Annotated in this window: 15 protein-coding genes; 14 read left to right on the top strand and 1 reads right to left on the bottom strand. The window is 65.0% G+C overall.

Going from position 1 to position 20,117, the window contains the following annotated elements; genetic code table 11:
• Window positions 1–41: 41 nt before the first annotated feature.
• The gene (locus tag AC5WEY_RS05500) at window positions 42–2,285 is read right to left on the bottom strand and encodes an N-acetylmuramoyl-L-alanine amidase (protein ID WP_495645003.1); all 2,244 of its coding nucleotides are present in this window, start codon (window positions 2,283–2,285) and stop codon (window positions 42–44) included.
• Between the two features lie 181 nt (window positions 2,286–2,466).
• Between AC5WEY_RS05500 and cobM the strand changes: the two genes are divergently transcribed.
• The 14 genes from cobM to fadD32 all read left to right on the top strand — a co-directional run bounded on the left by cobM (window position 2,467) and on the right by fadD32 (window position 20,105).
• A complete protein-coding gene (gene cobM / locus AC5WEY_RS05505) occupies window positions 2,467–3,210 on the top strand; it encodes a precorrin-4 C(11)-methyltransferase (protein ID WP_495645004.1) in 744 nt (247 codons plus the stop codon).
• Window positions 3,192–3,956 carry a precorrin-6A synthase (deacetylating) gene (gene cobF, locus AC5WEY_RS05510; protein WP_495645005.1) on the top strand — a complete coding sequence of 255 codons (765 nt, stop codon included), beginning with the start codon at window positions 3,192–3,194 and terminating at the stop codon, window positions 3,954–3,956. The genes cobM and cobF overlap by 19 nt, the downstream gene beginning before the upstream one ends.
• Window positions 3,957–4,023: 67 nt before the next feature.
• Complete coding sequence (gene glf, locus AC5WEY_RS05515; RefSeq protein ID WP_495645006.1) at window positions 4,024–5,271, top strand: UDP-galactopyranose mutase; 1,248 nt, start codon at window positions 4,024–4,026, stop codon at window positions 5,269–5,271.
• Entirely contained in the window at window positions 5,268–7,208 is a 1,941-nt protein-coding gene (locus AC5WEY_RS05520) for a glycosyltransferase (protein WP_495645007.1), read from the top strand. The genes glf and AC5WEY_RS05520 overlap by 4 nt, the downstream gene beginning before the upstream one ends.
• Complete coding sequence (locus tag AC5WEY_RS05525; protein ID WP_495645008.1) at window positions 7,186–7,722, top strand: phosphatase PAP2 family protein; 537 nt, start codon at window positions 7,186–7,188, stop codon at window positions 7,720–7,722. The genes AC5WEY_RS05520 and AC5WEY_RS05525 overlap by 23 nt, the downstream gene beginning before the upstream one ends.
• Entirely contained in the window at window positions 7,719–8,624 is a 906-nt protein-coding gene (locus AC5WEY_RS05530) for a decaprenyl-phosphate phosphoribosyltransferase (RefSeq protein ID WP_057477301.1), read from the top strand. The genes AC5WEY_RS05525 and AC5WEY_RS05530 overlap by 4 nt, the downstream gene beginning before the upstream one ends.
• The gene (locus AC5WEY_RS05535) at window positions 8,602–10,467 is read left to right on the top strand and encodes an arabinofuranosyltransferase AftB family protein (RefSeq protein ID WP_495645009.1); all 1,866 of its coding nucleotides are present in this window, start codon (window positions 8,602–8,604) and stop codon (window positions 10,465–10,467) included. The genes AC5WEY_RS05530 and AC5WEY_RS05535 overlap by 23 nt, the downstream gene beginning before the upstream one ends.
• A gap of 213 nt (window positions 10,468–10,680) precedes the next feature.
• On the top strand, window positions 10,681–11,688 hold the full coding sequence (locus AC5WEY_RS05540) for an alpha/beta hydrolase (protein WP_200936560.1): 1,008 nt from the start codon (window positions 10,681–10,683) through the stop codon (window positions 11,686–11,688).
• Between the two features lie 350 nt (window positions 11,689–12,038).
• Window positions 12,039–13,052, top strand: coding sequence for an alpha/beta hydrolase (locus AC5WEY_RS05545; RefSeq protein ID WP_057477299.1), 1,014 nt, complete (start codon window positions 12,039–12,041; stop codon window positions 13,050–13,052).
• A 221-nt stretch (window positions 13,053–13,273) separates the two neighbouring features.
• Window positions 13,274–15,175: an alpha/beta hydrolase-fold protein gene (locus AC5WEY_RS05550; RefSeq protein WP_495645010.1), complete on the top strand. Its 1,902-nt coding sequence runs from the start codon at window positions 13,274–13,276 to the stop codon at window positions 15,173–15,175.
• 97 nt (window positions 15,176–15,272) lie between these two features.
• Window positions 15,273–15,818, top strand: coding sequence for a DUF732 domain-containing protein (locus AC5WEY_RS05555; protein ID WP_495645011.1), 546 nt, complete (start codon window positions 15,273–15,275; stop codon window positions 15,816–15,818).
• Window positions 15,819–15,844: 26 nt separating this feature from the next.
• Entirely contained in the window at window positions 15,845–16,801 is a 957-nt protein-coding gene (locus AC5WEY_RS05560; RefSeq protein ID WP_495645012.1) for a cutinase family protein, read from the top strand.
• Between the two features lie 226 nt (window positions 16,802–17,027).
• The gene (locus AC5WEY_RS05565) at window positions 17,028–18,026 is read left to right on the top strand and encodes an LLM class F420-dependent oxidoreductase (RefSeq protein WP_032381083.1); all 999 of its coding nucleotides are present in this window, start codon (window positions 17,028–17,030) and stop codon (window positions 18,024–18,026) included.
• A gap of 180 nt (window positions 18,027–18,206) precedes the next feature.
• The gene (gene fadD32 / locus AC5WEY_RS05570; RefSeq protein ID WP_057477295.1) at window positions 18,207–20,105 is read left to right on the top strand and encodes a long-chain-fatty-acid--AMP ligase FadD32; all 1,899 of its coding nucleotides are present in this window, start codon (window positions 18,207–18,209) and stop codon (window positions 20,103–20,105) included.
• Window positions 20,106–20,117: the final 12 nt, after the last annotated feature.

Raw genomic sequence — 20,117 nt, forward strand, 5'->3', positions numbered from 1 at the left:
CGAGTCACCACGGTGACCTCGGCCCTTCTCGGTGGTGGATCTCAGCCCGCGGGTGCAGGCTCCAGCGCGGGTGCAGGCTCCGGCGCGGGTGCCGGTTCCACCGGTGCCGCAACGGGGTTCTGCATTTCCGCGTTGTAGGTGTCGTTGTACGTCTTGATCACGGTGGTGACGATTCCGGTGAGTTCGTTGAAGATCAGCGAACCGTTCTCGAAGTCCGTCCGGAAGCCCTCCGGCACCTTGAACTCGTCGGTGATCGGGAGACCGAGGATGCCGTCGACGCCACCCTGCTGCAGGTACTGCTGGAAGATCTTGCCGATGACGGCCACGGCCTGACCGGCCATGTTGGTGATGATCTCGCCGTTCTGGAACTGCGCCTTCTCACGGCCGCCGCTCACCTGCACCAGGCCGCTCACCGGCACACCGAGTGAGCCGGTCTCGCCGCCCGAGGCCAACCACTTCTGCGCGACGGGGCTGGTCGCAGCCAGCCGCTGCAGCTCGGCGACCAGTGCCGGAATGTTCTCGCCCAGAGTGGAACTGACGTCGGTGCCCGGGCGTGACGGAGCCGGGTCGGTCACCACGGTGTCCGGAGCGGTGTCGGTTGTATCGGGTGCTGCCGGTGTGGCATCCCCGCCGCCGAGGTTGGCTGCGGCGATGTCGCGAATCTCGCCGAGCCGGGCGTACCCGGCGTCACCGGGGCATTCGGTGTTGCCGACGTCGCGATGCCCGAAGATCACCGGCAGATCGACGGTTTTGCCCTTGCCGATGAACGTGAAATCCGTTCCCTCGGAGGTCATCGTCGTGGTTCCCTTGGGATCGAGACCGGCCTTGCCGAGTCGCCAGCCGAGGAACTTACCGACCGAGTCGACGGTCTCCTGCGACGGATCCTGGGTGGAGTAGTCGCCCATCATGGCCACGCCGACGGTGTTCTCGTTGAATCCACCTGCGTGCGCACCCTGAACCGGCTTGTCCAAGCCGCCTGCGCGGCCCTCGAAGATCTGGCCGTACTTGTCCACGAGTGCGTTGTAGCCGATGTCGCACCAGCCCAGGGTCTGGGCGTGGTACGCGTAGATCGCGCGGACGATCTCGGCGGATTCCGCCTTGGAGTAATCGTTGCTACCCGCGGTGTGGTGCACGGTGGCACCGCCGATGAAGTCGTCGATCGTCGGTGTGGCACAACGGATCGACTCGTCGGCACCCCACTGAGCGCGGGTGATGACGTTGGGGCCCGCATCGCCTGCCACCGGAGTGGCGAGGTCGCTGAGTGCCGAGTCGGCCGGGGACGTACCGGGAGTGATGAGCACGGCGCTGATGTCGTCGACCGCCGCAGCCAGCTGCTCGGCAGAATTCGCCTGGCTAGGATCTGCTGCCGGATCTGCCGGTGCAGGCTCGGCCGCAGCCGGATCCATCGCAGCCGGATCGAGTGCGGCTGGATCGAGCGGGGCCGGATCCTGCTGGCGCAGAGGCTTGCTCGACGATGCCGGGGTGTAGCCGAGGGGCTGTTCCGCAGCGACAGGGGCTTCCGCGGGAGCATCGCTCGGCGCGTCGGCAGCCGGCAATTCGACTACCGGGACCTCGGGAACAGGCGCACCCGCAAAGCTTTCGGGAGCGGCGCTGCTCGTCAGCGGCGTCAGCAGCACCTGCACGGCCTTCGTCAGTCCGACGAAGATCGGTTCGGTGCCCTGCTTGTCCGCAGCGGGAACGGCGTCGCTTGCCGTGGTGTCCACCGGCGCGGTCTGCAGCCACGGGCCCCAGGATCCGTCCTCGAGCTGCCGGCGAACCTGCGCAGACGCGCCGTTCAGCTGCTCGGAGGTCAACGCCACCATGCTGAACGGAGTGTCCTGGGAGATTTCCTTCACTGCCGCTCCGAGCGGAGGCCCGGTGGGGTCGGCGGCTTCAGGGTTGACCGGAGCCGATGCGTCCACCCTGGGAATCGGTGCCTGTGCGGTGGCACCACCGGGCGCGGGCGTGGTCAGGCCCGGAATGTCGGGGATCTGGATCGGCGGGATCACGATGGAATCCGGCAACGGCAGGTACTTCAGATCGGAGAGCCGTAGATCGGGCAGCGGCAGGCCGGTGAGCTCCTGCAGCGGAATCACGATGTCCGGTGCTGCGCTCAGCGCGGTCTCGACGATCTTCGTCGGCACGGTGACCGGGGTTGTCTCGTTGGCCGGTCGAACTCCGGTGGTCGTGCTGTCTGTCAGGCCTGCGACCGCAAAAGGGGTCGCGACGGCGAGTAGTGCGACAGCACCGAGAACGATCGACGGCTTCGTTCGACGGTTCGGCAAGGCGGTACTCCCTGGTTGTTGGTAGGTACGCGTCGTAGGATCTCCATTGCTGAACAACATCAATCACATCAGCAACATGAGTCCCATCAGACACAAGGCTAAACCTTAGCTTGACAGTTAGCCACAGCCGGGAAGTTGCGGCGGCGCGGCGCGTCGGGCGCGTCGCCTACGCTTTCCAGCTGTGACTGTGCACTTCATCGGAGCCGGACCAGGTGCTGCCGACCTGCTCACGCTGCGGGCCGTCGAGTTTCTACGATCCAGCCCGGTCTGCGTCTACGCCGGTACCTACATCGACGACGCGATTCTCGAACACTGCCCGGCCGGTACCCGGCTGGTCGACACCGCGAAGCTGGACCTCGATGCCATCACCGCCGAACTCGTCGCTGCCCACGAGCGCGGCGAGGACGTGGCCCGCCTGTGCTCGGGCGATCCCTCCCTCTACTCCGCACTCGCCGAGCAGTCCGCCCGACTCGACGCCTCGGGCGTGCCCTGGGACGTCACCCCCGGCGTGCCTGCCTACGCCGCTGCTGCCGCCTCGCTGGGCGTCGAGCTGACGGTCCCCGAGGTGACGCAATCCGTGGTGCTCACCCGCGCGCAGGCGCGCTCGACGGCGATGCCCGACACCGAGGCGTTGAAGAACTTCGCCGCCACCCGCGCCACGCTGGCGTTGCACCTGGCGATCACCCGCACCCGACTCATCGCCGACGAACTGAGCGAGTTCTACGGGCCGGAGTGCCCCGCCGTGGTCGTCTTCCATGCCAGCAAGCCGGACGAGCTGATCCTGCGCGGCACCTTGGCCGATGTCGCCGATCAGGTCGAATCCGCGGGGCTGCGTCAAGCAGCAGTGATTCTCGTGGGACCCGCCCTGGCTCGACGCGTCGTCACCGAATCGCACCTCTACGACGCATGCCGGGACCGATCGTGAAGATCCACCTGATCGGCATCGGCGGTGGACATCCGGATCAGGTGACCGTTCAGGCCGTGGAGAAGCTCCGTGCCGTGGACGTGTTCATCGTGGCCGACAAGGGCGCGTCCGTCGGCGATCTCGGCGCGGCCAGACAACACATCCTCGAGCGCCACCACGGTGGCAGTTACCGGGTGATCGAGGTACCCGACCCCCCGCGTGACCGCTCGCCCCGGCAGTACGAGACCGCTGTCCTCGACTGGCACGACGCCCGCGCCCAGGCCTACGCCGATGTGCTCGACGGTCTCGCCGACGGCACCGTCATCGGGTTCCTCGTCTGGGGAGACCCCGCGCTGTACGACAGCACCATCCGCGTCGTCGAGCGGTTGGCTGCCCTGCGCGGCGACATCGAGTTCGATGTCACACCGGGCATCTCCAGTGTGTCGATGCTGGCGGCAGGCCACCGGCTCGTACTCAATCGCATCGGCGGACCGATCGTCATCACGACCGGCAGGAACTTGGCGGGCGACGTCGCTGCCGGGCTGGACAACCTGGTGGTCATGCTCGACGGCAACCTGGCCTGCGGCGCGCTGACCGGCGCGGGGTGGGGCATTCATTGGGGTGCCAACCTCGGCACGGTCGACGAGAAGCTGGTGGCGGGTCCGCTCGACGACGTGCTCGACGACATCCGCCGCGCCCGCGACGAGGTCAAAGCGGCGCACGGTTGGGTGATGGATACCTACCTGCTCCGACGCCTGCCCAGTTGATACCCGACCGGCCGACCGACGCCTGGTGGGGTAGAGCGGTCACGATCGTCGGATACCCTGGTTGCCCGTGACTGCTGTGAGCTCCGAGACCACCTCTTCCGACGCCTCCGCGACCGGCCGATACGACTTGATCGTCGTCGGATCCGGGTTCTTCGGGCTGACTGTGGCCGAACAGGCGGCATCCCAGCTGGGCAAGCGTGTTCTGGTGCTCGATCGTCGGCATCACCTGGGTGGCAACGCGTACTCCGAGGCCGAGCCCGAGACGGGTATCGAGATCCACAAGTACGGCGCGCATCTGTTCCACACCTCGAACAAGCGGGTCTGGGAGTACGTCAACCAGTTCACCGACTTCACCAGCTACCAGCACCGTGTCTTCGCGCTGCACAAGGGCCAGTCGTATCAGTTCCCGATGGGCCTCGGCCTCATCTCGCAGTTCTTCGGCAAGTACTTCTCGCCGGCCGAGGCGCGGGCTCTCATCGAAGAGCAGTCCAACGAGTTCGACTCGAAGGACGCGCAGAACTTCGAGGAGAAGGCGATCTCGCTGATCGGGCGTCCGCTGTACGAGGCGTTCATCAAGGATTACACCGCCAAGCAGTGGCAGACCGATCCGAAGAATCTGCCCGCGGGCAACATCACCCGGTTGCCGGTGCGCTACACGTTCGACAACCGCTACTTCAACGACACCTACGAGGGACTGCCGGTCGACGGCTACACCGCGTGGCTCGAGAAGATGGCCGCCGACGAGAAGATCGAGGTCCGGTTGAACACGGACTGGTTCGACGTGCGGGAGCAGATCGTGGCCGAGAGCCCGGACGCCCCGATCGTGTACACCGGCCCGCTGGATCGCTACTTCGACTACTCCGAGGGCGAATTGGGTTGGCGCACAATCGACTTCGAGACCGAGGTTCTTCCGACCGGTGACTTCCAGGGCACGCCGGTGATGAACTACAACGACGGTGACGTGCCGTTCATTCGTATCCACGAGTTCCGTCACTTCCACCCCGAGCGCGAGTATCCGACCGACAAGACGGTCATCATGCGCGAGTTCTCCCGCTTCGCGAAGAGCGGCGACGAGCCGTACTACCCGATCAACACTCCCGACGACCGGAGCAAGCTCGAGGCATACCGTGATCGGGCCAAGGCCGAGGCAGCTTCCAACGGTGTGCTCTTCGGAGGGCGACTCGGGACGTACCAGTACCTGGACATGCACATGGCCATCGCCAGCGCGCTGAACATGTACGACAACACCCTGGCCCCGCACTTCGAAACGGGTGCATCCCTCGGATCGGACGACAAGTCGGAAGGCAACGCATGACACCCAAGCATCTCCTCGAAGACGGGCAGGAGCGAAGCCTGCAGGAGCGACCGGAAAGCGGTGCGGACGTGGTTCCAGTACTCGGAAAGTCCCTGCTGCAGCGCGTGCTGCTGCCGCGTTCCGGCGAGCCGCTGGACGTGCGGACGCTGTACCTCGAAGAAGCGAAAACGAATGCGCGGCGGGCGCATTCGTTGAGCCGGACCTCCGTTGCTATCGGCGCCGAGTCCGAGGTGTCGTTCTGCACCTACTTCAACGCCTTCCCCGCGAGCTACTGGCGTCGCTACAGCACCCTCACATCGGTAGTGCTGCGTGTCGAGGTTTCCGGGCACTGCCGCATCGACGTCTACCGGTCCAAGGCCGACGCGTCGCGCATCCACGTCGAGGGCCGTGAAGCCGTCGACGGCGACGACGCACAGGAGTTCGTCATCGACCTGGCCCCGTTCGAGGACGGTGGTTGGATCTGGTTCGACATCACCTCCGACAGCGAGGTAGTCGTCGAGAGCGCCGGCTGGTACGCGTCGGTCGATGCCCCGGGTGAGGCGTCGGTCGCCATCGGAATTCCGACCTTCAATCGACCCACCGATGCGGTGAAGGCTCTGGCTGCTCTGGGTTCCGACCCGCTCGTACTCGACGTGATCAAGGCCGTCATCATGCCCGATCAGGGCACCCGCAAAGCGAGGGACGAGCCGGGATTCGAGGAAGCCGCAGCCGTCCTCGGCGACCGCCTCGCCATGCACGACCAGGCCAACCTCGGTGGATCCGGCGGCTACGGGCGCATCATGTACGAGGCCCTGAAGACCACCGACTGCCCGTTCATCCTTTTCATGGACGACGACATCGAGATCGAACCCGATTCCATCCTTCGCTCGCTGGCCATGGCTCGGTTCGCCAAGGTGCCCACGCTCGTCGGTGGGCAGATGCTCAACCTGCAGGCGCGTAGCCACCTGCATGTGATGGGCGAAGTGATCAACCCGAAGAACTTCATGTGGACCGCGGCGAAGAACGTGGAATACGACCACGACTTCAGCGAGTACCCGCTACGCACGTCCAAGCTGCTGCACCGCCGCATCGACGTGGACTACAACGGCTGGTGGATGTGCATGATCCCGCGCGTCGTCGCCGAGGAGATAGGACAGCCGCTACCGCTGTTCATCAAGTGGGACGACGCCGAATACGGTCTGCGGGCCAAGAAGGCCGGTTACCCGACGGTGACCCTGCCGGGTGCGGCGATCTGGCACATGGCGTGGAGCGACAAGGACGACGCCATCGACTGGCAGGCCTATTTCCACCTGCGCAACCGTCTCGTCGTGGCCGCACTACATTCCAAGACCAACGGCCGCGACCTGGTACTGGACACCGGCAAGGCGACGGTCAAGCATCTGTTGTGCCTCGAATACTCGACCGTGGCGATTCAGAACCTCGCCATCCGCGACTTCCTGGCCGGCCCCGAGCACATCCTCGAGATCTTGCCGACGTCACTCGGTGACGTGCACGCCCTGAGGAAGACCTACTCCGACGCCGTGGTCATCGGTTCGTCCACCGATCTGCCCGTGCCGTCGCACGAGGACGTGGGCAACGTGAGCCTGCCCACCAACGTCGGCGCGATTGCCGGTCGGCTGGTCAAGGGCCTGTACAAGAACGCAAAGCCTGCGCGGGCAGATCACCTCGAGCGTCCGCAGCTCAACGTCCCGACTCTCGACGCGCGCTGGTTCCTCCTCTCCCAGGTCGACGGCGTCACCGTCACCACTGCGGACGGCCGGGGCGTCGTCTACCGCAAGCGCGACCGAGCCCAGGCTGCGGCATTGCTCAAGGAAGCGGTGTCGTTGCGCAAGCAGTTGGCAGCCGAATTCCCCGCCCTCAAGGCTCGATACCGAGATGCCGCGCCGCAGCTGACCAGTAAGGAAACGTGGGAACGTGTCTTTCGTTACCAGGCGTAAAGGCCAGACCGAGGTGCCGACGGAAGTCCGAATCCTGGAGAAGGTGCAGAGCACCGTCGGCAGCGCGCCCGGCGCGATCGCCGTCGCACGCGGGATGTCGCATTTCGGCGAACACGCGCTCGGCTGGGTGGCGATTGCCGGCATCGGTGCTGCGCTGGACGCACCGCGTCGACGTCAGTGGGCGTCGGTGGCCGTCGGGGCCGTCGGCTCACACGCCGCGTCGATCGTCATCAAGCGCATTGTGCGGCGGCCGCGTCCCCACGATCCGTCCGTGCGCATCAACGTCTCGACGCCCAGCAAGCTGAGCTTCCCGTCCTCGCATGCGACATCCACCACAGCGGCCGCGGTTCTCCTCGGCCGGGTGACCGGGCTACCGTTACCGGCGGTCCTGGTCCCACCCATGCTGCTCTCGCGCTTGGTGCTCGGAGTCCATTACCCCACCGATGTGCTGGCCGGATCGGCCCTCGGCGCGTTGACGGCTGCGGCCGTCGTGAAGTTCGAAGGAGACAAATGAGCGAGGATGCCGCACCCGTAGGCGCACCGCCGAAGAATCTGGCGGACGGCATCGTCAAGGCGCTTCGCCCGCGTCAGTGGGTCAAGAACGTGCTGGTACTGGCAGCGCCGCTGGCCGCGGGCTCGGTCACCGACCCAGACGTGCTGCTGTCCGTCGCGTTGGCCTTCGTGGTCTTCTGTTTTGCGGCCTCGGGCATCTACCTCGTCAACGACGCGCTCGATGTCGAGGCAGACCGCGCCCATCCGACCAAGCGTTTCCGACCGATCGCGGCCGGGGTGCTGCCGGTCAACGTCGCGTACGCGATGGCCGTGGTGTCCCTCGGCTTGGCCATCGGGCTCTCGTTCATCGCGAACTGGAAACTCGCCCTGGTCATCGGCGTCTACATCGCCATCCAGCTGGCGTACTGCTTCGGCCTCAAGCACCAGGCCGTGCTCGACATCTGCATCGTCTCGTCCGGTTTCCTGCTGCGCGCCATCGCCGGTGGGGTTGCCGCCTCGATTCCGCTCTCCCAGTGGTTCCTGCTGATCATGGCGTTCGGATCGCTGTTCATGGCGGCAGGCAAGCGGTACGCCGAGCTGCAACTGGCCGAACGCACCGGGGCCAAGATCCGTAAGTCGCTCGAGAACTACACCACCACGTACCTGCGCTTCGTGTGGACGCTCTCTGCGACGGCGGTCGTCATCTGTTACGGCCTGTGGGCTTTCCAACAGGACGCCGAAACCGACTCCAACTGGTTCGCCATTTCGATGATTCCGTTTACCATCGCAATCCTGCGATATGCAGTGGACGTAGACGGCGGCGAGGCAGGCGAACCCGAAGAGATCGCGTTGGGAGACAGGGTTCTGCAGCTACTCGCCATAGCGTGGATCGGAGTGGTTGGTGTCGCTGTCTACCTCGCCTGACCAGCGAGATACGCGGGAGGAGGACTCCGCTCGGAGATCGATCACCGGGCCCGTGTTCTGGGTCGGGGCCGTGGTCACCGGAGCGTTGTTCCTCTGGGGTGCGTGGGAGCGCCGCTGGATAGCCGACGACGGTTTGATCGTGCTGCGCACCGTCCGCAACCTGCTGGCCGGAAACGGCCCGGTGTTCAACGCCGGCGAGCGCGTCGAGACCAACACCAGCACCATCTGGACTTACCTCGTGTACGCGGGCAGTTGGCTGACCGAGGCGCGCCTCGAGTACGTGGTGCTGACGATCGCTCTGGTGCTGTCCACCGCATCCGTCGTCATCGCCATGATCGGCACGTTCGCCCTGCGTGGTCGCACCGCGAAGCGGACTTTGTTCCTTCCCGCAGGCGTCCTGGTCTACATCGCTGTTCCCCCTGCTCGCGACTTCGCGACGTCCGGTCTCGAGACCTGCCTGGTCATCTTCTGGTTGGCGACGCTGTGGTTGCTGATGGTGCGCTGGGGCCAACGCCGCAGCGGTGGCGTCGAACTGCTGTTGCTGGCCTTCTTCGCCGGTCTGGGCCCGCTGGTGCGCCCGGAACTGTCCATCGTCGCCGTGTTCGCGCTGGCGATGATGTTCCTGGCTCCGCAGACCTGGCTGTCTCGATTCCGTGTGTTCGCTGTCGCCGGAGCCGTGCCGGTGCTCTACCAGATCTGGCGCATGGGGTACTACGGCCTGCCGTACCCCAACACCGCGGTGTCGAAGGACGCCGGCGGAGCCAAGTGGTCTCAGGGATTCGTGTACCTGTTCAACCTGGTGGGGCCGTATCTGCTGTGGTTGCCGCTCGCACTTCTCGTGGTGGCCGCGGCGCTGTCGGTATCGCGAATTCGGCTGTCCGTGCCACGGTCGCCACGCGATTGGCTCGCTGCGCTGCGGACGCCCACTGCCGTCGTCGTGTTCGCCTTGATCAGTGGTGTCGTCCTGGCCGTCTACGCCATTCGCGTCGGCGGCGATTTTATGCACGGCCGAACGTTGTTACCGGCATTGTTCACGCTGTTGTTGCCGATTTCGGTATTGCCCGTTGCTTTACCGAATCGCTGGTCCAAGGACCGGGCGACGGCGGTATTCGTCGCCGATCTCGTCGTCTGGGGTGGCATCGTCGTGTGGGCGGTCGCGGCCGCGAATACGACGGGGATGCCGCAGGGCACGACCGTCGGCCGGAGTGGCATCGTCGACGAGCGAGCCTTCTATTCCCTCAACACCGGGCACGCTCATCCGATCCTGGCCTCGGACTACCTCGACTATCCGTGGATGCGGGCGATGGTTCGGACCATCGACGACACTCCCGATGGCGGTTTGCTGCTGGCACCCGCGCAATACACCTACTGGGATGTCGTTCCGCCGCCCCTCCCGATCCCAGAGGGTGGTGTCGGTCACACCGTGTATTTCCTGAACTTGGGAATGACGAGTATGAACGTCGGTCTCGACGTGCGGGTCATCGATCAGATGGGTCTCGCGTATCCGCTGGCATCGCACACGGAGCGGCTCGAGGACGGCCGCATCGGTCACGACAAGCGCCTCTATCCGGACTGGGTCGTTGCCGATCTCGGTCTGGTTGCCGTTCACCCGTTCCTGCCCTGGTACATGGACGAGGACTGGGTCACCGAGGCTCAGGTAGCCCTGACCTGCCCCGATACCGAGGAATTGCTCGCGTCGTATCGGGCACCGTTGACGAAGGACCTGTTCGTCCGGAATGTCAAACGCTCTTTCTTCTATGCCGGATACCGGTTTGATCGAGTGCCGAAATACGAAATACAAAGATGTGATCTTCCGACTCCCATATTGAAAGCCGATAATTAGATGTCAGGACACGAGACGATCACCGGGTTGCGCCGATTCGGTCTCGACGCCAAGATGAGCTGTCTCGATCCTGTAACGGACGACGTACTTCGTGCGATATGTGCGGAGGATATGTATGCGCCAGACCCTGGGTCGGGCGCACACATGCAAAACTTGCGAGATCAATCGTTGATTGCGTAACCGATGTGACGAAGCTGCTGAGAGGTCGAGTGCATGCTGGGTAGATGGAAGAGCCGGTCCGAGGACAAGCGAGCGGGGTCCTGGGGACGCCGCGCCGCCACGTCCATGCTGATGGCGGTGGTCCTGCCACTGGGATTGGCTGTAGCGGGTGGCGGCGCCACTGCCAACGCGGCGTTCGACCAACGGGCGATGGACGTCTGGACCGACTCCAGCATGGGCCCGATCAAGAGCCGCGTCTGGCGGGCAGCGGACGGCAACACCGACCGCGTCGTCTACCTTCTCGACGGTCTGCGCGCCACCACCGACATCTCCGGCTGGGAGCACGAGACCGACGCCGGTGCAGTGCTGGCCGGCTACAACATCAACGTGGTTCAGCCGGTCGGCGGACAGTCGAGCTTCTACTCCGACTGGTACGCGCCGTCCAACTTCAACGGTCAGAAGACCACCTACAAGTGGGAAACCTTCCTGACGCAGAACCTGCGCGAAAACCTGCGCGCCAACTACGGCTTCAACCCCAATCGCAACGGTGTCATCGGCATCTCGATGGGTGGCTCGGCCGCTCTGACGCTCGCCGCGTACCACCCCGACCAGTTCAGCTACGCGGGCTCGCTGTCCGGCTACCTGAACATCTCGGCGCCCGGTATGCGCGAAGCGATGCGTCTGGCGCTGCTGGACTCCGGCCGCTACAACATCGACGCGATGTGGGGCCCGCCGTGGGATCCGGCATGGCTGCGCAACGATCCGTTCGTCTTCGCACCTCGTCTGCGCGACAACGGCACGCGAGTCTGGGTCTTCGCAGGTAGCGGTTTGCCCGGCGGACTCGATCGCCCGCGAAGCTTCATCGACTACTACAACACCGCGAACGGCATGGGCCTCGAGGCCATCGCCCTGGCGAACAGCCGCGCATTCCAGATCCGCATGGCGAGCATCGGTGCCAACAACGTCACCTACGCGTTCCCGGCCGTCGGTACCCACCAGTGGGGCTACTGGGGCGAGCAGATCCGCGTCATGGCTCCGGATCTCAGCGCCAACATCGGGTAGCCGACCGCCCGCACCACATTTCGGTCGTGTCGCCCGCTTTTCGGCCCTTAGTGATAACTCACGACTTTTCAGGGCTGTTCAGCGGGGACGGCGCAGGATAGTCTCCTGTTTCGGGGAAACGGCGAGATGAAACTGCGACGCTGATCACAGTTTTGCCTTGGAACCGCTCGATGGAATAACCTCCATCGAGCGGTTCTCCTGTTCTCAGCAGAACCTCAGCTTCTCGAGACTTCGGTCTTGTCAGCATCCACAGCTTCACCTCGGCCTCACGGGGCCACCAGTTCGCCCTGTTCGATTGCCGGGGGCCGCTACGACAGCGGAGACCGCGTAGATGAGAGAGAGCACGATTCATGCGATTTGCCGGCCTCAGCAGTAACCCGAAGGCGTCCTCGCGCTGGCGTCAGCGTCTGCTCGGCGTGGGTGCCGCCGCACTCGTTCTGCCTATTGCAGCCGGTGTCGTCGGCGGTGCGGTCGCAGTCGCTGCCCCCACTGCCGTCGTCCATCAGGCCCCGGCCGGTGGCCGCGAGGACCTGATCGTTCCGTCCGAGATGGGACCCATCAAGGTCCAGGTTCAGTGGGCGGCCCGGGGCGGAAACGCTGCTCTCTACCTGCTCGACGGCCTGCGCGCCCGTGACGACCGCAACGCATGGACGTTCGAGACCAACGCGCAGGACCAGTTCGCCAACGACGACGTGACCCTCGTCATGCCCGTCGGTGGTCAGTCCAGCTTCTACAGCGACTGGTACACCTCGTCGAACTTCAACGGCCAGGAAGTCACCTACAAGTGGGAGACGTTCCTGACGCAGGAGCTCCCGGCGTTCCTCGAGAATTACGGTGTCTCGCGCAGCAACAACGGTGTCCTGGGACTGTCCATGGGTGGTTCCGCGGCCCTGACGCTCGCCGCGTACCACCGCGATCAGTTCAAGTTCGCCGGCTCGCTCTCGGGCTACCTGAACATCTCGGCGCCCGGCATGCGTGAGGCCATCCGCGTTGCGATGCTCGACGCAGGTCGCTTCAACGTCGACTCCATGTGGGGACCGCCGTGGAACCCGGCGTGGCTGCGCAACGACCCGTTCGTCTTCGCGCCGCGTCTGCAGGGACTGTCGCTCTACATCTCGGCAGCCAGTGGCCTGCCCGGACAGTTCGATCGTCCGTCTGCACCGATCGATTTCTACAACACCGCCAACGGCATGGCCCTCGAGGCGCTCTCGCTCGCCAACACTCGTGCATTCCAGATCCGCATGGGCGCGTTGGGCATCCCGGCCACCTACAGCTTCCCGGCCAACGGTATTCACGCCTGGCCGTACTGGGGAGCCGAGCTGTGGAAGGCCCGTACCCAGATCCTGGACGCACTGAACGCCTGATTTTTTTCGGGTAGTCGATGGTCCGAGAATGCCGCCCTGCATCTGTGCGCCGGGCGGCATTTTCTGGTTTCGAGGGATCGATTCCATCACCTCTGTTCACAATTGCACCATCAGTAACAGCGCGTCTGCTGTCCGTCGCCATCCGGCACGTGTAGAAAGACATACGAAGCATGTCTCCTCACGAGACCTTCGAGAGTTCACGTCGAAAGAGAGTCACCGTTATGCGCACTGGGCTTGTTCGGTTCGGTCGAATCCCCTCGGCCGGCACACGGGCCGGACGAGCGGCAGCAGCACTGGCCGTCACATCCGCGCTGATGATCCCCTTTGCGACGACGACGGTGGCGGCCGCAACTCCGATTGCGCTGACAGCTCCGATCGCCCAGGCCGGACCCGCATACACCCAGACGTCCGGTGCCACCGTGACGTCGGTGGACTGGCTTTCCGATCGTCGCGTCGCGCTGTGGATCCAGTCGCCGTCGATGGGTACGCCCATCCAGGTTCAGCTGCTGCTCGCTCGTGACTGGAACATCAACCCGCAGGCGACGTTCCCGCAGGTCTACATGCTCGACGGCCTGCGCGCGACCGATCAGGAGAACGGCTGGACGGCCGAGACCGACGCCGAGTCGTACTTCGCCGACAAGAACGTCAACGTGGTCCTCCCCATCGGCGGCCAGTCCAGCTTCTACTCCGACTGGGTCGATCAGGACAACGGCAAGAACTACCAGTGGGAGACGTTCCTGACCAAGGAGCTCCCGCCGATCCTGGCCAAGGACTGGCGCAGCACCGACACCCGCGGTGTCGTGGGACTGTCGATGGGTGGCACGTCGGCGATGTTCCTCGCAGCGCGCAACCCCGGTTTCTTCAAGTTCGCCGGCTCGCTGTCGGGAATCCTGACCACCACCTCGCTCGGAATGCCGCAGGCCATCCAGTACGCGATGACCGACGCCGGCGGCTACGACTCCAAGGCCATGTGGGGCGCACCGTCCAATTCCCTGTGGGCACAGCATGATCCGTACCTGTTGGCCGACAAGCTGAAGGGCGTCAGCCTCTACATCTCCAGTGGCAACGGCTCCACCGGACCGTACGATCAGCCGTCGCCCATCCCGGGTGTGAGCACCAACTACGCCGGCATGGGCCTCGAGATCCTGTCGCGATTGACCTCGCAGACGTTCGCCACCAAGCTCAATCAGCTCGGTATCCCGGCCCAGGTCAACTACCGTCCTTCGGGCACGCATTCGTGGCCGTACTGGCAGTTCGAGCTGCACCAGTTGTGGCCGCAGCTCGCCACCGCACTCGGCGTCGAGGTGGACAAGCCCGCGTGCAGCGCTGCCGGACTGATCGGCAACGCCAGCGGAGCCAACTCGTGGCTCGGCCCGTGCCTGACCGAGGAATACAACGTCGCAGGCGGACGCGCGCAGGACTTCACGTTCGGTCGAGTCTTCTTCACCCCTGACACCGGCGCGCAGGTGGTTGCCGGAGCAATCGGTGGCATCTACCAGGGCAACAAGGGCCCCGAGGGTGCGCTCGGTTTCCCGAAGACCGGCGAGATCGGTACCCCGGACGGTCGCGGACGGTTCAACGCTTTCCAGAACGGCATGATCTACTTCACGCCGCAGACCGGTGCTCACGTCGTCAAGGGGCCTGTGCTCGACGAGTGGGCAGGGCAGGGCTACGAGGGCGGGCCCCTGGGCTACCCGGTGCTGGACGAGGTCGTGACTCCGAACAAGCCCGGCTCGGTTCAGGGATTCGAGATCGGTGCCATCTACACCTCGGCCGATGCAGGAGTGCATTCGGTGCAGGGCATGATTCTCGGCAAGTACGGTGAATTGGGTTGGGAGAGTGGGCCTCTCGGGTTCCCCAAGTCCAACGAGATCGGCCCGATCCGGGACGGCGGACGCTTCAACCAGTTCGAGACCGGCAACATCTACTGGAGCCCACTCAGCGGTGCCTGGTCCACCCCGTACGGTCCGATCTTCGACGCCTGGGGATCGGTCGGTTACGAGGGTGGCCGCCTCGGCTACCCCACCAGCGACCAGTTCGACATCGACGGTGGCGGTAAGCAGCAGAACTTCCAGTTCGGCATCATCACTGTCAAGGACGGCGTGGCGACGATCGCACCGTGACCCGCGGAGTGCTTCGGAGTCGGTCACGGCTTCAGAGTTCTCTCAGAGCGTGGCTGTACGCTCGCCTGCGACCCGACGACCGAAGGATTTTCGATCGATGACGCGTAACTCTCTGGCCAGAACTCTGTCCCTCGGCGTCTTCGCCGTGGCCGCGAGCTCGATGCTGGTGGCCTGCGGAAGTGACGACTCGACGGCCACCGGGGCCCCGACGAGCACGACCACAGCGGCTGCGACGACAACCGAGGCGAGTTCGACGACGTCGGCGGCGGAGAGCACCACGCTCGCCCCGACCACGAGCCCGGGTGAGGCGGCCACTGCGCCGCCGGAGCAGCCGCAACCCGTCCCCGACGACTTCCCGGGTCCGACCGAGAGTCAGATCGACGACCGCGGTCAGAGCTTCCTCGAGGAGCTGAAGAAGCAGGGCATCACGCCGGCAGGAAACGGCGACATCGCGGTCTCGACGGCCAATTACATCTGCGCCGCGCAGGCTCAGGGTGTGGCGGCGGACGAGATCTCGACCTACGTCACCGCGAACGTCGGCGTCGAAGCCAGCGCAGCCGGGACCCAGATGAACGAGACACAGGCTCAGCAGGCTGCCCAGACCTACATCACCGCCGCGCAGGCGACGTACTGCAGGCCATAGATCCACGCTGATGGAGATGCACGCCGATGGCCAAGCGTAAGCGCAGGATCCTTCCGGTGATCGCCGTTGCGGTGATCGTCGGATTGATCATCGTTGCCCTCTGGTACCTACTGGCAGGACGGTTGCCGAAGGGCCCGGATACTCCGGTGCCGCCGCCTGGACCGGAAGAGCCGACGTCACAGCCGGCGGACTGCCCCGATGTACAGGTCATCGCCATTCCCGGCACCTGGGAGTCGTCGTCCACCGACGATCCGTACAACCCGACGGCCAACCCGGTGTCGCTCATGCTCAACGTCACCCGTCCGCTGCAGGAGCAGTTCCCCGGATCGCGCGCCGACGTGTACACGGTGCCGTACGTGGCTCAGTTCTCGAATCCCATCGCGCTGCCGCCGGACGGTCAGCAGTCCTACAACAACAGCCGCACCGAGGGTAAAGCTGTGGCCGTGCAGAAGATGACCGAGGTGAGCGCGCGGTGCCCGCTCACCAACTTTGTGCTGACGGGCTTCTCCCAGGGTGCGGTCATCTCCGGCGATATCGCGTCCGACATCGGCGCGGGCAATGGGCCCATCTCCGCCGATCGCGTACTCGGGGTGACCCTCATCGCCGACGGTCGACGCGACGAAGTCTCGGGTACCGACATCCCCGCACCGCTCGACGGCGTCGGTGCCGAGGTGGCACTCGGGGGACTCGACCTGCCCGGCATCACCATGACGGGGCGTCGGGACGGCGGGTTCGGTGCACTCGACGACCGCACCAACCAGATCTGCGCACCCGGGGACCTGATCTGTGCCTCGCCGTCGGATGGCTTGTCGCTGGGCAACATTCCGCAGAGCATCCAAATTCTGATCGGTGCGGCCGGCAATCCCGTGCACGCGTCCTACAACAGTTTTGTCGTCGACGGTTCCGGCACGACGGCTACGCAGTGGACGGCGGCGTGGGCTGCCGGACTGATCGAGAATGCTCCGACACCCGCGCATTCGTGAGTATGTGCCGTTCATAACGGACACATCACAATGCGGCGTGTCGCGAACTATTGCCGCGCACAAACCTGAGCCCGGCAACCCCCAGCCGGTGTGTTCCATTCCGGCGAGCGGCTAGAGTGACGCCTTGGACCTGCGCAGATCGACCCCGGCCGGCTGCGTTCAGCGCCCTACCGACCAGCTACTTTCAGACCGCTTCACGCTCGAAGACCCCCGAGGAGAGCATTAGATGAGTTCCGCCGAGGCCGCGACCGCCGGGCCGCGCAAATTCCGATTCGCTGCAGGCGGAGAGGGAAACGCCGAGGAGGGCGGGGCTCGGAAATTCATCAAGCTGGCGCAACAGGCCGAGGAATTGGGCTACGACAGCTTCATGATTCCCGATCATCTGGGTAATCAGGTCGGTCCCATCGCAGCCCTCGGCGCACTTGCCGTCGCCACCGACAAGATCCGGCTCGGCACGGCAGTGTTGGCGAACGGCTTTCGGCATCCCGCCGTGCTGGCCAAGGATGCGGCGACCATCGATGTGCTGTCGGGTGGTCGCCTCGAACTCGGTCTCGGTGCGGGCTGGATGCGCGAGGAGTACGACAAGGCCGGCATCACGTACGACCGTCCTGGAGTGCGAATCGAGAAGCTCGAGGAGACCCTGGAAATTCTCGACGTGCTCTTGCGCGGTCAGGAATGCAATTTCGAGGGCAAGCACTACACGATCTCCGGACTGAAGGGCAGCCCGCGGCCGCGCCAGGGGCCGCGTCCGCCGATCTGCATCGGCGGCGGCGGACCGAAGATGCTCGCTTTGGCGGCCAAGCATGCCGACATCATCTCCGTGGTGCCGAGCACCTCGAAAGAAGGCAAGCTGCTGCTGTCCGGCATGACCATCGAGAAGACCCTCGAACGCGTCGAGCTGATTCGCGCCGCAGCCGGAGACCGGTTCGACGACATCGAACTGAACTGGGCGATCACCACCATCGTCGTGACCGACGATCGAGAGCAGATGGCAGAGATGGCGCTGGCCGCCCTCGACAACGGCTACCCGCCGAACGTGGACGTCGACGTCAAGCTGACCGTGGAGGACATCCTGTCGTCCCCGTACCTCGCATTCGGTACGTACGAAGAGATCGCCGATCAGATCCGTAACGTTCGCGCGCGGACGACGATGTCCTATGTCGGGGTTTTCCCCACTCAAATGGAAGCATTCGCGCCGGTTGTCGACTTGCTGAAAGGCGAGTGACGAAGGCACGTGTCGGTACCATGTAGCTGGCCTCGAAGCCAGGTGCCAAACCGACACCGGTAGAGCTACTAGTCAGTAACATACAAAGCTGTTCGATGTCCGTGCTCGTGCAGTCCGGCGTGCGGGTTCAGTCCACGCAGGCCGGACGGCAGCGGATTCGTGTCGGAGGAGATTGAAGTAATGAGCCATAATTTCGATGATTTCATCGATGAGAACGGCCACATCACCATCGGTGAAGGGCAGACACTCGTCCGCCACGTCGAGGTGAACGTTCAAGAGAATTCCGACACGCTGGCGTACCGCTTCGTCGACTACTCCCGCGAGCGTGACGGCGAGGCGCACGAGCTGACCTGGGCCGAGTTCGGAATCCGACTCAAGGCGGTTGCGGCCCGTCTGCAGCAGGTCACCCAGCCCGGCGATCGAGTCGCGATTCTGGCTCCGCAGGGTCTCGAGTACGTCGTCGCGTTCTTCGGCGCGATCTACGCGGGAACCATCGCGGTGCCGCTGTTCGATCCCGACGAGCCCGGACACACCGACCGCCTGCATGCCGTCCTCGGTGACTGCAAGCCCAGCGCCATCCTCACCGCAGGCAACTCGGCCGCCGGTGTGCGTGCCTTCTTCCGTGCGCTGCCCGCCGCGGAGCGCCCCCGCATCATCGCCGTGGACGCCGTCCCGGACAGTGTGGGCGAGACGTGGGTCGAGCCGACGGCGACGCTCGACGACATCGCCTACCTGCAGTACACATCCGGCTCGACGCGAACCCCGGCCGGCGTGGAGATCACCCACCGCGCAGTGGGCGTCAACGCGCTGCAGATGGTCGACAGCATGGAGATCAACCACGATTCCCGCGGCGTCACCTGGCTGCCGATGTTCCACGACATGGGTCTGCTCACCGTCATCCTCCCGGCGCTCGGTGGCAAATACATCACCATCATGAGCCCGCGCGCGTTCGTGCAGCGGCCGTGGCGCTGGATCAAGGAACTCGCTGCGGTCTCCGACGGCGCAGGCACGTTCGCTGCGGCACCGAACTTCGCGTTCGAGCACGCCGCCCAGCGAGGGCTGCCGAAGAACGGCGAGAGCCTGGATCTGTCGAACGTCATCGGCCTGATCAACGGCAGCGAGCCCGTCACGACGTCGTCGATGAAGAAGTTCAACGATGCTTTCGGCCCCTACGGTCTGCCGAAGTCCGCCATCAAGCCGTCCTACGGCATGGCCGAGGCCACGTTGTTCGTCTCCACCAGCAAGCACTCCGACGAGGCGAAGGTGGTCTACGTCGACCGCGTCGAGCTCAATGCAGGCAACTTCGTGGTCGTCGCCCCCGATGCACCCGGTGCCATCCCGCAGGTGTCCACCGGAACGGTCGCCCGCAGCCAGTGGGCAGCCATCGTCGATTCCGAGACCGCCACCGAGGTTGCCGACGAGCACGTCGGCGAGATCTGGTTGCACGGCGAGAACATCGGCCAGGGCTACTGGGGCCGCGAGACCGAGACCACCGAGACCTTCCACAACAAGCTCGTGCACCGCAACGCCGAGGGCTCGCACGCAGACGGTGCCCCCGAGGGCGGCAACTGGATGCGGACCGGCGACTTCGGTGTCTATCACGACGGCGAGCTCTACATCACCGGTCGCGTCAAGGACCTGGTCATCGTCGACGGCCGCAATCACTACCCGCAGGACCTCGAATTCTCGGCTCAGGAAGCCAGCAAGGCGCTCCGGCCCGGCTTCGTCGCGGCGTTCGCCGTCCCGCTCAATCAGCTCCCCGACATCGTGTTCGAGTTCAGTGGTGCCGCCCTGACGAAGGATTCGGACGACAGCTCCGAACAGCTCGTCATCGTCGCCGAGCGCGCTCCGGGCTCCGGCAAGGCGGACCCGCAGCCGATCGCCGACGAGGTGCGCACCGCGGTCTCCGCGCGGCACGGCGTCACGGTGCGCGACGTCCTGCTCGTGCCCGCCGGTTCCATTCCGCGTACCTCCAGCGGCAAGATCGCCCGTCGGGCCTGCAAGGCCGCCTACATCGAGGGCACTCTCCGCGGCGGCTACCAGCAGACGGCATTCCCGGACGCCGAACTGCCCGACTGATCTCTGGGCCTC

Source organism: Rhodococcoides sp. S146-33, from assembly GCF_059489205.1.

Excerpts from the sequence above, each read along its gene's own strand:
- AC5WEY_RS05540 (WP_200936560.1), top strand. The coding sequence starts at position 10,681 with ATGCTGGGTAGATGGAAGAGCCGGTCCGAGGACAAGCGAGCGGGGTCC.
- AC5WEY_RS05545 (WP_057477299.1), top strand. The coding sequence starts at position 12,039 with ATGCGATTTGCCGGCCTCAGCAGTAACCCGAAGGCGTCCTCGCGCTGG.
- AC5WEY_RS05555 (WP_495645011.1), top strand. The coding sequence starts at position 15,273 with ATGACGCGTAACTCTCTGGCCAGAACTCTGTCCCTCGGCGTCTTCGCC.
- AC5WEY_RS05530 (WP_057477301.1), top strand. The coding sequence starts at position 7,719 with ATGAGCGAGGATGCCGCACCCGTAGGCGCACCGCCGAAGAATCTGGCG.
- fadD32 (WP_057477295.1), top strand. The coding sequence starts at position 18,207 with ATGAGCCATAATTTCGATGATTTCATCGATGAGAACGGCCACATCACC.
- AC5WEY_RS05550 (WP_495645010.1), top strand. The coding sequence starts at position 13,274 with ATGCGCACTGGGCTTGTTCGGTTCGGTCGAATCCCCTCGGCCGGCACA.
- cobF (WP_495645005.1), top strand. The coding sequence starts at position 3,192 with ATGCCGGGACCGATCGTGAAGATCCACCTGATCGGCATCGGCGGTGGA.
- AC5WEY_RS05560 (WP_495645012.1), top strand. The coding sequence starts at position 15,845 with ATGGCCAAGCGTAAGCGCAGGATCCTTCCGGTGATCGCCGTTGCGGTG.
- AC5WEY_RS05520 (WP_495645007.1), top strand. The coding sequence starts at position 5,268 with ATGACACCCAAGCATCTCCTCGAAGACGGGCAGGAGCGAAGCCTGCAG.
- AC5WEY_RS05565 (WP_032381083.1), top strand. The coding sequence starts at position 17,028 with ATGAGTTCCGCCGAGGCCGCGACCGCCGGGCCGCGCAAATTCCGATTC.